Source organism: Myroides pelagicus, from assembly GCF_009711055.1.
Lineage (GTDB): Bacteria > Bacteroidota > Bacteroidia > Flavobacteriales > Flavobacteriaceae > Flavobacterium > Flavobacterium pelagicum.
Window position 1 is genome coordinate 25,806 of the sequence record NZ_WMJY01000027.1, and the last position, 12,976, is coordinate 38,781.

Genomic DNA, 12,976 nt, shown 5'->3' on the forward strand with positions numbered 1-12,976 from the left:
AACTAATATACTAATTAGTCTTAGCTTCTAGCGCTTTTAACTTATCGTTCATTTCTAATGCGCGATAAATATCTTTCAACATGATAACAGCATCTTGATTATTAGGATTAATAGTAATCACTTTTTCAAGATCATTCATAGCTGCTTTATAAATACTGTGCTTCTCAGCTAATAATACCTTGTATTTTTTATCACCTGCAGCAGTTAGAGGTAAGTTATTCATTTGATTAGTAATTTCCTCATCCGAACGAAGCTTTAAAACAGCTAAGTTTAAATACGCATTTTCAGATTTAGGATTAACACGCAATGCTTGGTTATAATATTTTTCAGCATCTTCAAATTTACCAGCTTGGTAACTAGTAACACCTAAATTGTATAATAGTACATCATCATTTGGATTTTTAGCCAAAGCCTCTTTTGCTAATTCCTCATATTTCCCCATATTATTTGATTTAAGGTATAAATCCATATGTGTCAATAATAAGTTGATATCATCAGGGTTAGCTTTTCTAGCTGCAATAATCGCCTTTTCTGCTTCATCGTATTTACCTTCTTGATAATAAATTAAAGCTAAGTTTTTAACGATTTCAGGTTGTTTAGAATCTTCTTTTACAAATTTAGGATCACTATGTGTTCCTTGCTTAACCATTAAATCACGCATTTTTTTATCACTCCCGAAGCTTTGTACCTCACCAGAAGCTTTTTCAACTGCTGTATAATAAGATTCATTTCCATTATATCCTAGGTCAATTAACTCCTCATAATACTTTACTGTATTCTCATAGTCCTTAGCATTTAAAGCCATAGAGGCAGCATAGTATAAATAAATAGTATCCTTAGGGTTTAATAAGAAAGCTTGGTTAAAACGTCTAGAAGCACCTTTAAAGTTCTTAGAACTATTATCTTCCATTGCTTGATTAACCACTTTATTTCCAACAGTTTTAAGTTCCTCAGCTGCTTTCTTTACTACTTTACTATTTTTATTAGGTTCAAACTCGTTTACTTTTTTATACGAAGCCAATATAGTCTCAACGTTTTTATCGATATTCTTATCTGCTTCAATTTCTAAAAATGCTATATTACCTTGCAAACCGTAGTAAGCTGCTTTCTGTTCGTCAGAAGCTGCTTCCAAAACAGCTTCAACATTTTTCAATGCAGCTTGTGCTTCAGCAATATCACCTTTTTTAATAGCTTTCTCTACTTCTTTTAATTCTTTCTTTTGCGCTAAAGAAACTCCCGAAATCATTAACGCTGATAATAGATATGCATACTTTCTATTCATCATCTTATAGTTTAAAGTGTTTATTTATTCTTCGGTATTTGATGTATCAATTGTTGTTGATTCATCTGATACATCAATAATATCTTCATCTTCTTCTTGCATTACCTTACATACTGCAGCGATAGAATCATTATCCTTAATATTTATTAAGCGCACACCTTGTGTTGCACGTCCCATAACTCTTAAGTCTGATACACGCATACGGATAGTTAATCCAGACTTATTGATAATCATCAAGTCATCAGTATCAGTCACAGAATTAATAGATACTAACTGTCCAGTTTTATCTGTGATATTCATTGTTTTCACTCCCTTACCACCACGATTTGTTTCACGGTATTCATCTAGAGCTGAACGCTTACCATATCCTTTTGCAGATACCACAAGAATTTCACTATTCAAATCACTTACTGAAATCATTCCGATTAACTCATCATTATCATCAGCTAATGTAATACCTCTAACTCCCGAAGCTGTTCTTCCCATTGGACGAGTTTTCTCTTCGTCAAATCGTACTAACTTACCAGAGCGAACAGCCATCAAAACTTTACTCTTACCATCAGTTAATTTTGCTTCTAGTAGCTCATCGTCTTCCTTGATTGTAATAGCATTAATACCATTTTGACGTGGTCTAGAATATTGCTCTAATGGTGTTTTCTTAACCTGACCTTTTTTAGTTGCCATAATTACGAAGTGACTATTGATATATTCTTCGTCCTTAAGGTCTTGTGTACAAATAAATGCTTTCACCTTATCGTCTGACTCGATATTGATCAAGTTTTGAATAGCTCTACCCTTACTTGTTTTTGATCCTTCTGGAATTTCATAAACTCTCATCCAGAAACACTTTCCTTTTTGAGTAAAAAACAACATATACTGGTGGTTTGTTGCCACATACATTTGCTCTAAGAAATCCTGATCACGTGTACCAGCAGATTTCTGTCCTACTCCTCCTCTATTCTGAGTTTTGTATTCAGATAGTGGTGTACGTTTGATATAACCCGCATGAGAAATAGTAATAACTACTTGTTCATCTGCGATTAAATCAGTGATACTCACATCACCACCAGCGTATTCAATTTGTGAACGACGCTCATCACCATACTTTTCTCTAACTTCTACTAACTCTTCTTTAATCAAATTCATTCTCAATTCTTTACTAGCTAATAAAGCTTTCAAATGATCGATTAATTTCATAATTTCTTCATACTCAGCACGTAGTTTATCTTGCTCTAGTCCGGTTAATTGACGTAAACGCATTTCTACTATTGCTCTTGCTTGAATTTCGCTTAGACTGAAGCGTTCTATTAATTTAGCTCTTGCCTCGTCTGTGTTTTTAGAACCTCTAATTAAAGCAATAACTTCATCGATATTGTCCGAAGCAATAATCAATCCTTCTAAAATATGAGCACGCTCTTCAGCTTTTCTCAATTCGTACTCAGCACGACGAGTAACTACATCGTGTCTATGCTCAACGAAGTGATAGATTAAGTCTTTCAGATTAAGCATCTGAGGTCTTCCTTCTACAAGTGCAATATTATTTACACTAAATGATGATTGTAATTGTGTATACTTATAAAGTGTATTCAATACAATATTAGGCACTGCATCACGCTTTAATACGTAAACGATACGCATACCTTTTCTATCCGACTCATCGCGAATTGTAGCAATACCATCTATTTTTTTCTCATTGATTGCTTCGGCAGTTTTTTTAATCATTTCTGCCTTATTTACCTGATAAGGTATTTCAGTGACAATAATACACTCTCTACCATCAACTTCTTCAATATTAGCCTTAGCACGCATTACTACACGCCCACGACCAGTCTTGAATGCTTCTCTAACACCTTCATAACCATAGATGATACCACCTGTAGGAAAATCTGGAGCCTTGATATAGTTGATTAGTTCATCAATCTCAATATCGTTATTATCTATATAAGCTAATGTACCGTCGATTACCTCACTCAAGTTATGAGGTGCCATATTCGTGGCCATACCTACAGCAATCCCTGATGCCCCATTCACTAATAAATTAGGAATACGCGTTGGCATTACCTTTGGTTCTTCTAACGTATCATCGAAGTTCAACTGAAAGTCTACGGTCTCTTTATCTATATCAGCAAGAATTTCTTCCGAAATCTTTTTCATTCTCGCCTCAGTATAACGCATAGCCGCTGGACTATCCCCGTCTACTGATCCAAAGTTACCTTGCCCATCAACAAGTAAATATCGCATGCTCCAATCTTGAGCCATACGCACCATCGTGTCATACACTGAGCTATCTCCATGTGGGTGGTACTTACCTAGCACTTCCCCTACAATTCTTGCAGACTTTTTGTGTGCTCTATTTGATAATACACCCAATTCATACATTCCAAACAATACTCTTCGATGAACAGGTTTTAAGCCATCTCTAACATCAGGAAGAGCACGAGAAACGATCACCGACATCGAATAATCAATGTATGCTGACTTCATTTGCTCCTCTATGTTTATAGGAATCAACTTTTCTCCTTCAGACATAAGTATAATAAAATTAAAATTCTCTAAATATTAAACGTGCTAATATACAGAATTAATACCTTCTTGCCATGTTTTTTCTTAAGTATTTCAGCAAAAAACAACACATTTTACAAACTTTAAAAATTCATTAATTTCATCTTTTTTAATAGCTTTTTTTTCACCATATTAGCTATAGTGTCAGTCTTTCATAGAAGGTACACTTTTTGCAATTCTATTGTTAATATATTTTCACCTATTAAAAATTATAAAACATGGACGATAATTTTTCACAAGAAGTTAAAGATGTAATCTCTTACAGTAAAGACGAAGCCATTCAATTAGGTAACGACTTTATTGGCACTGAACATCTTATACTAGGTATACTAAAAGTTGAGCAAGGTGAAGCATCAAGCATTTTACACAATTTAGATATAGATATTGAGTTTTTACGCCGCAAAATAGTCGCACTAAGTTCTAACTCAACTCCAGCAACTCCAGTGAATGAGAAAGCTTCGCTTCACTTAACTAAACAAGCTGAGAGAGCCTTAAGATTAACTTATTTAGAGGTTAAAGTATTTAAAAACAATGAGATAAACACTGCTCATTTGCTTCTTTGTATCCTTAAAAATAGTGATGATCCTATTACTCAAATCCTTGCAAAACTAAACGTTACATATGACGTTATTAAGCAGGAATATTTAAACCAACAAGACGCTAATAACGTCTTTGGAGACGAACCAACCGATTTACCAAAAGCAGAAGCTTTTGATGAAGAAGGACAAGATGACAGCTTTAAAGCTGACACAACTGACACTCCTTCTTCTAAATCAAATAAAAGAACGAAAACTCCAGTTTTAGATAATTTCGGTAGAGATCTTACTGAAATGGCTGAGAACGGAAAACTAGACCCTGTCGTTGGACGGGAAAAAGAAATTGAACGTGTATCTCAGATCCTAAGTAGAAGAAAAAAGAACAACCCGTTATTAATTGGTGAACCTGGAGTTGGTAAATCAGCAATCGCGGAAGGATTAGCTTTACGAATTATTCAGAAAAAAGTATCTCGAGTACTATACAACAAACGTGTTGTAACACTTGATCTTGCCAGTCTAGTGGCTGGCACCAAATATAGAGGTCAATTCGAAGAACGTATGAAAGCTGTAATGAATGAACTTGAAAAAAATGATGATATCATACTTTTTATTGATGAAATACATACTATAGTTGGTGCTGGAGGAGCTACTGGTTCACTTGACGCATCTAATATGTTCAAACCTGCTTTAGCTAGAGGAGAAATTCAATGTATTGGTGCGACTACACTTGATGAGTTTAGACAACATATCGAAAAAGATGGTGCCTTAGAAAGACGATTTCAAAAGGTAATTGTTGAACCTACTTCTGTAGAGGAAACTATCATCATCTTAAACAATATCAAAGATAAATACGAAAGTCATCACAATGTAACTTATACCCCTGAAGCAATCGAAGCATGTGTTAACTTAACTAATCGCTATATGAGCGATCGTTTTCTTCCGGACAAAGCTATTGATGCTCTAGACGAAGTTGGTTCTAGAGTACATATCACTAATATCAATGTTCCACAAAACATACTTGATTTAGAGAAAAAACTAGAAGAAGTTCGCGAGAGTAAAAGCGAGATGGTTAATAAGCAAAAATATGAAGAGGCCGCGGCACTTAGAGATAGCGAGAAACAAATAGAAAAAGATCTTCTAATTGCTCAAAAAACATGGGAAGATGATGTAAAGACAAATAAAGTAACTGTTACAGAAGACGACGTAGCGGATGTTGTTTCGATGATGACTGGTATTCCTGTCAATCGTATTGCTGAAAAAGAAATTACAAAACTTGCTAAACTACCTGAACTAATAAAAGGAAAAGTTATCGGTCAAGATGAAGCTGTTGAAAAAATAGCCAAAGCAATTCAACGTAACAGAGCAGGCTTAAAAGATCCTAATAGGCCTATTGGTTCATTTATCTTTTTAGGTCAAACAGGTGTTGGTAAAACACAGTTGGCCAAAGTCATTGCTAAAGAATTATTTGACTCAGAATCATCACTATTACGCATAGACATGAGTGAATACATGGAGAAATTTGCTGTATCTAGATTAGTTGGTGCGCCTCCAGGATATGTTGGTTACGAAGAAGGTGGTCAATTGACAGAAAAGGTAAGAAGAAAACCATACTCAGTTATCTTATTTGATGAAATCGAAAAAGCACACCCCGATGTATTCAATACTCTTTTACAAGTCTTAGATGACGGACACCTAACAGATAGCTTGGGCAGAAAAGTGGACTTCAGAAACACGATTATCATCATGACATCTAATATCGGTGCGCGCCAATTAAAAGACTTCGGTCAAGGTGTAGGTTATGGTACACAAGCTAAGAAAGACCAATCGCAAGAACATTCCAAATCAGTTATTGAGAATGCTCTCAAAAAAGCTTTCGCTCCTGAATTCTTAAACAGAATTGATGATATTGTTGTATTTAATGCATTAGAAAAACAACATATTGACCTTATCATTGATATTGAATTAGAAAAATTATATATGCGAATCAATAATCTAGGTTATTCACTTAAGCTTACCACAGAAGCTAAAGACTTTATCGCAGAGAAAGGCTTTGACAAACAATACGGTGCTAGACCACTAAAAAGGGCTATCCAAAAATACATTGAAGACCCGTTAGCAGAAGAAATTGTAAACTCTAAAATAAAACTAGGAGATACAATTACTATGTCCCTTGAAGATAATAAAGAAGAACTTAAAATCACAGTCGAATCGTAATATTAGAAAAAGGAGAGTTTAAAATACTCTCCTTTTTTTATCTGACTCCATCATTACTCCTATTTCCTTTCACTGATATTTACTCCTACTTATAATTTAAACACTACTTAACTAATCTAAAAAATTCGCTTTTGTTGTCACCGAGTTATCTCTAAATTTGTTTGTAGAATAAAATAATAGACATTTACTTAACAAAAACAACAAGCTCTGAAACGATACTAGGTTTATGAGTTAAAAAAACATAACGTTCATAGATCCTTGATTTGTACAAAACTTCGTTGTATCATATTTACACTTCAACATTAATCACATGAACTAAAACCTCCTTACACTCTTTTCTCATTTACCTATCCCTAATAAAAACTTAGATTTACTAACTATCCTTATAATGTAGGCTACATTATAAGATTAGCTTCTAAGTCATTTATAAAGATTTAAGTAATTTCAAAATAAATGTGTAACTTGTAATAATGCAAGTATTATCTAGTAATTAATTTATTATTTTTTTTTCAATGAAGTGAATGGTATAATACATAATGTACTACATTCGCAATACAATATTATAATATGTTAGATAAAGTTATCGTTGGTAGTGAAGAGTGGTGCTCTTTTCCTACTTTTAATATCCCAGCAATAAAAGCTCGCGTAGATTCAGGAGCCAAAACTTCTGCTTTACATGCAGTTAATATTATTCCATTTGATAAAGATGGTGAAAAGTGGGTGAAGTTTGATGTCAACCCACTACAAAATAATGGAAAAACAATTATTAGCTGTGAAGCGAAAGTAGTAGATAAAAGAATCGTAAAAAGCTCAAGTGGATCAAGAGAATCACGTTATGTAATTCGTACGAATATCGTATTAAACGAAGCCTCATGGGAAATTGAAGTTACACTAACAAATCGTGACTCCATGGGGTACCGTATGCTGTTAGGGAGAGAAGCAATGAGTGGACGCATCTTAGTAGATCCAGAAAAGAATTTTTTGCTTGGACAACCCACAACTGAGAAACTAGAAGAGTATTACAATAAATCTAAATCAGATAAAAAAGGACTTCGAATTGGTTTATTAGCAAGTAATCCAGAATTATACAGTAATAAAAGAATAATTGAAGCAGGCGAATTAAGAGGTCATGAAATGCACTTCTTAAACTTAAAGTATTGCTACATGAAACTAGATGCTAATCAGCCTGAAATCCACTATAGAGGAGGACGCGTGCTAAACGACTTTGATGCAGTGATACCTAGAATTAGACCTAGTATGACCTATTATGGTTGTGCATTGACTAGACATTTTGAATCATTAAAAGTATTTAGCTTAAACAGCTCTACAGCAATTGCGCAATCGAGAGACAAACTATACTCACTTCAGTTATTATTAAATAACGGAGTAGATATACCAACCACAGGATTTGCTAATTCTCCTTTGGACACCAATGATTTAATCAAGATGGTTGGCGGTAGTCCATTGATTGTAAAACTATTAGAAGGTACTCAAGGAAAAGGAGTTGTTTTAGCAGAAACAAAAAAAGCTGCGGAAAGCGTTATCAATGCTTTCAAAAGCCTTAATGCTAATATCTTAGTTCAAGAGTTTATTAAAGAGGCTGATGGAAAAGATCTACGTCTCTTTGTAGTTGATGGAAAAGTAGTAGCTACTATCCAAAGAGAAGCTATACCAGGAGAATTTAGAGCTAATATTCACTTAGGAGGAACTGCCACTGTCATCAAACCTACCATAGAAGAGAAAAGAATAGCCATCAAAGCTGCCAAAGCAATGAACTTAAAGGTAGCTGGTGTTGATATTATTCGTTCTGCTAAAGGTCCTTTACTTTTAGAAGTCAACTCTTCACCTGGACTGGAGGGTATCGAAGGTGCTACAAATAAAGATGTGGCAGGCGAAATGATTAAAGCTATTGAAAAACATTTTAATTATAAATAATAAAAAGAGTCTTCATTGACTCTTTTTTTATAAAAGAAACCTTATGCCTATTAACCCTTCTATCAACGGTTGGATTGTTAAATATTTTTCAAACAAACAGGCTTATCAAATCTTTGATTTAGATAAAAGTATTCCTATTGAATTACAAATACGAAAAATAGGTCTTAGTTATGGTATTATTAATATCGCTAACCTCCCTAATATCTTTCAGACTTTTAAACTTACTCAAGAAGAACTTGCTAAGTTCTGCTTCCTACAACTTTTAGAAAATGTACACAATAAGCTTTGTGTAAACTCTGAACAAAATGAGTTTGTGGAGTCAATAATTGCTTACTATGAATTAATTATACCGAAAAAAAATACATTATTTAGCACTTTTTTCGATGAGAAAAACCCATATTCTCGCTTAGAAAAAATACTCTCTTTGAGATGGAAAGAGCACTTCTTCTCTCAATCTAAAAATAATAACACGATACTCAACATGCTTTTGCTATACATAGACGTTCTTGCCTATGAAGCTTATTTAACCAACAATATAGAACCTAAAGTATACACTACTTACCTAATTGAAAAAGCCATTGAGATATTAATCAAGTTTAAAGAAGAAAAAAGACCAAACAGTGAACAAGATATTCATTTAATTCTTTTTCTAAAGAAACTAACTTCAGATGAAGACCTTAATGATCCAATACTATATCACGATAGTAATTTAAGGTTAAACTTTATTATTGATTTCATTATCTGTAATTCATGGGATAATGAAATCAAAACACTTGTCATACCTAAAGCAATCAACGAAGCTTTTAGTATACTAAAAGAAGAGAAAGAAAATGTAAACGAAAGCATTAATACCTTTAAGAAACTGCTTGAGGCACAAAACCTGGATTACTCTTTTTATAAGTCCACCAATCTATTAAATAATATTGTAACCAACTCTACAAGCTATATAGAGTTTTTATTGACTAGAAACAAAACAAGACTCATCAAAGAACTTCAGAAAAATACGCAGTTAATGAAGTTGCTAGCTGAATCTACATACCGAGACTTAAACGATGAAGAAAAAAAGATGGTTAAGAATCAAACAATTGACGCACTCAAAACCATCCCTTCTCTTGCTATATTCTTAATGCCTGGAGGCACTGTTTTATTACCTGTGATTCTAAAGTTTATTCCTTCCTTATTACCTTCCTCTTTTAATGAGAATAAAGCAGATGATAAGCATTAGATTTTTTTGAAACGCAATTGATAAACTGCATCTAAATCTTGATTACTCGTGACGTTAACTTCTAAATCCGTAACATAACCAGAATTTAAACCATATACCCAACCATGAATACTCAATTCTTGATTACGAGCCCAAGCTTCTTGTACAATTGAAGTTTTTGCTAAGTCATAAACTTGTTCGTGAACATTTAACTCAACAAAGCGATTAAAACGTACAGTTTCATCTTCAATATTGTCTAGCTCTAAATTGTGCAAGCGATATACTGTTTTAATATGGCGTATCCAATTATCTATTAGTCCATAAGATTCATTCTTCATAGCGGCTAAAACACCACCACAGCCATAATGCCCACAAACGATTATGTTCTTTACTTTTAATATATTAACTGCATAGTCTAATACACTAAGCATATTCATATCTGAATGAATAACCATATTAGCTATATTTCGATGAACAAATACATCACCTGGCTCTGCACCAATAATTTCATTTGCTGGTACACGACTATCAGAACAACCAATCCATAATACTGGAGGCGTCTGACGCTCTGATAAACGCTTGAAATAGTTTGGATTAATAGAAAGCTTTTCTTCAACCCAAGCTTTATTGTTTTCAAGGATCTTTTTGTAAAAATCGTTATGTTTCAAAATAACTATTTTTGTATAAACATCTCTTTTATAAAGTCAACTTCTCCAGTCTCTACTTTGTAAAAAGCTCCTACAACACCTATTTCTCCAGCCTCATACATCTCTTTAAGTACTGAGCTTTTATTCAAAATATGATCCATAGTATATTCTACATTGTGAAAAGCTACTTTATCTACTGCCTCTTTCGATACAATGTCAATTCCTTGATTAGTAGCTTTTATATGATCCACAGAAGGTTTTACTTTAGCCAATAGATCAGTTAAATGTCCTAATTCAGTTCCTTTACAAGCACCTGTGATAGCGCCGCAATGAGAATGCCCTAATACAACAACAAGCTTAGACCCTGCTAATTTACAAGCAAACTCCATCGATCCTATAATATCGTCATTCAATACATTGCCTGCAATTCGTGTACTAAAAATATCGCCTAATCCTTGATCGAAAATCAATTCGGCTGAAGTTCTACTATCAATACAGCTCAAAATAATTGCAAATGGAAATTGATTAGTTTGCGTATGATTCACTTGTTCTAACAAGTCACTATGCGCTTTTAAATTAGCTACAAAGCGCTTATTACCCTCTTTTAAAAACGACAAAGCTAACTCAGGAGTTAGAGATCGTTGATCTTCGATGTTGTGTAATCTCATTATTTTTTAATTGTTATGAATTTCGTGACAAATGTAAATAAAAAACACACTTAAGGTTTATTAATTAAAATTTACTTTCAAAATTTTATCATATTCTCATTTATTAAGTTATTTCGCCTAAATCAAACAACTCCTAAAATAACTTTCAGCTTAATAATTCTACCTTTTAAACTAAATCATAATAAAAAGAAACAATAGTTAACATTAATATAAAATTTAAAAAAGATTATATTGATTCTAAAATAGTTAATACATTTGCCACGTAAATCATAGGAGGAAAAATTTGTACTGATTGCAACCTCGGTAAAAAATGCTAAAGCAGAAATACTTGTATATATTCCCTTTAGCCATTTCCTCTATTTTTAATTCTAAAAAAATAATTATTATGGCTTATTACTTTACATCTGAGTCTGTAAGTGAAGGACATCCAGATAAAATTGCAGATCAAATCTCTGATGCATTAATTGACAACTTTTTAGCTTTTGACAAAGACTCAAAAGTAGCTTGTGAAACCTTAGTTACTACAGGTCAAGTAGTTCTTGCTGGTGAAGTAAAATCTCAAACATACTTAGACGTACAACAAATTGCTCGTGATGTAATCAAACGCATTGGTTATACTAAAAGTGAATATATGTTTGAAGCAAACTCATGTGGTATTCTATCTGCTATTCATGAACAGTCTTCTGAGATTAACCAAGGAGTGGATAGAAAAAGCCCTGAAGAACAAGGTGCTGGCGATCAAGGAATGATGTTTGGTTATGCAACTAAAGAGACTGAAGATTACATGCCATTAGCTTTAGACTTATCTCATAAGTTGTTACAAGAACTATCAGTATTAAGAAGAGAAAACAATGAAGTAACTTATCTTAGACCAGATGCTAAAAGCCAAGTTACACTTGAATATGATGACAACAATACGCCTATTCGTATTGTAACCATTGTTCTTTCAACGCAACACGACGACTTTATCAAACCAACTGATAATACAGTTGAGGCTAAAGACATCGCTGAAAAGGCTATGCAAACGCAAATCACCAAAGATATCAAAGAGATTCTGATCACTCGCGTATTAAATAAATACCCACAGTACAAGTATCTATTCGAAAACAATGAAGAAATTGAATATTTAATCAATCCTACAGGTGTATTCGTAATTGGAGGACCTCACGGTGATACAGGACTTACAGGTAGAAAGATCATTGTAGATACTTATGGAGGTAAAGGCGCTCACGGTGGAGGGGCATTCTCTGGAAAAGACCCAAGTAAAGTTGACCGTAGTGCAGCTTATGCTACTAGACACATTGCCAAAAACTTAGTTGCAGCTGGTGTTGCGGATGAGGCTTTGGTACAAGTATCTTACGCAATTGGTGTAGCCAAACCTACAGGTATCTATGTAAATACCTATGGTACCAATAATGTTAACTTAACAGATGGGGAAATTGCTGAGAAAGTAAACAATCTATTTGATCTAAGACCTTACTATATTGAAACTAATCTTAAATTGAGAAACCCTATTTACAGTGAAACAGCTGCTTACGGACATATGGGACGTAAACCTCAAGTAGTAACAAAAACATTTACTAGACCAGGTGGTGAAACTAAAGAATTAGAAGTTGAATTATTTACTTGGGAAAAACTTGACAGAGTAAATGATATTAAAAAAGCGTTTAATATATAATTAAACTCAGCTATCAATAGCTTTACAAATAAAAAAAATAAGCAGTAGTATATATTAATATTCCTACTGCTTATTTTTTTATGTATATTCATTAAATGTAATAATGGTAGATATATTGATATTTCTCTAACTAATCTACATATAATAACTTTTTTGAATAAAAGACATTCTACCTTATATACTTTTCGAAAGGTTTAATTTTTTTCTACTTAGATTCAACTGAAAAGTAAGAATACATCGATTCTAAGTG

At 33.3% G+C, this 12,976-nt stretch carries 8 protein-coding genes; 4 read left to right on the top strand and 4 right to left on the bottom strand.

Features of this window, described 5'->3' with window-relative positions:
* Positions 1-10: 10 nt before the first annotated feature.
* Both GJV77_RS11270 and gyrA read right to left on the bottom strand, forming a co-directional pair.
* Positions 11-1,282, bottom strand: a complete 1,272-nt coding sequence (locus tag GJV77_RS11270; protein WP_155036462.1) for a tetratricopeptide repeat protein — start codon at positions 1,280-1,282, stop codon at positions 11-13.
* Positions 1,283-1,306: 24 nt separating this feature from the next.
* Positions 1,307-3,811, bottom strand: coding sequence for a DNA gyrase subunit A (gyrA, locus tag GJV77_RS11275; RefSeq protein WP_155036463.1), 2,505 nt, complete (start codon positions 3,809-3,811; stop codon positions 1,307-1,309).
* A 251-nt stretch (positions 3,812-4,062) separates the two neighbouring features.
* On the opposite strand from gyrA, the gene GJV77_RS11280 reads away from it, so the two are divergent.
* The 3 genes from GJV77_RS11280 (at position 4,063) to GJV77_RS11290 (ending at position 9,754) form a co-directional block, all read left to right on the top strand.
* On the top strand, positions 4,063-6,594 hold the full coding sequence (locus GJV77_RS11280) for an ATP-dependent Clp protease ATP-binding subunit (protein WP_155036464.1): 2,532 nt from the start codon (positions 4,063-4,065) through the stop codon (positions 6,592-6,594).
* A 567-nt stretch (positions 6,595-7,161) separates the two neighbouring features.
* The gene (rimK, locus tag GJV77_RS11285) at positions 7,162-8,529 is read left to right on the top strand and encodes a 30S ribosomal protein S6--L-glutamate ligase (RefSeq protein WP_155036465.1); all 1,368 of its coding nucleotides are present in this window, start codon (positions 7,162-7,164) and stop codon (positions 8,527-8,529) included.
* A 43-nt stretch (positions 8,530-8,572) separates the two neighbouring features.
* On the top strand, positions 8,573-9,754 hold the full coding sequence (locus tag GJV77_RS11290) for an LETM1-related biofilm-associated protein (RefSeq protein WP_155036466.1): 1,182 nt from the start codon (positions 8,573-8,575) through the stop codon (positions 9,752-9,754).
* Here GJV77_RS11290 and can read toward each other — a convergent pair.
* Positions 9,751-10,401 carry a carbonate dehydratase gene (gene can / locus GJV77_RS11295; RefSeq protein WP_155036467.1) on the bottom strand — a complete coding sequence of 217 codons (651 nt, stop codon included), beginning with the start codon at positions 10,399-10,401 and terminating at the stop codon, positions 9,751-9,753. The genes GJV77_RS11290 and can overlap by 4 nt on opposite strands.
* Positions 10,402-10,406: 5 nt before the next feature.
* Positions 10,407-11,048, bottom strand: coding sequence for a carbonic anhydrase family protein (locus GJV77_RS11300; RefSeq protein ID WP_155036468.1), 642 nt, complete (start codon positions 11,046-11,048; stop codon positions 10,407-10,409).
* Positions 11,049-11,433: 385 nt separating this feature from the next.
* Between GJV77_RS11300 and metK the strand changes: the two genes are divergently transcribed.
* Positions 11,434-12,726, top strand: a complete 1,293-nt coding sequence (gene metK, locus GJV77_RS11305) for a methionine adenosyltransferase (protein ID WP_155036469.1) — start codon at positions 11,434-11,436, stop codon at positions 12,724-12,726.
* The last annotated feature ends 250 nt before the right edge of the window (positions 12,727-12,976 follow it).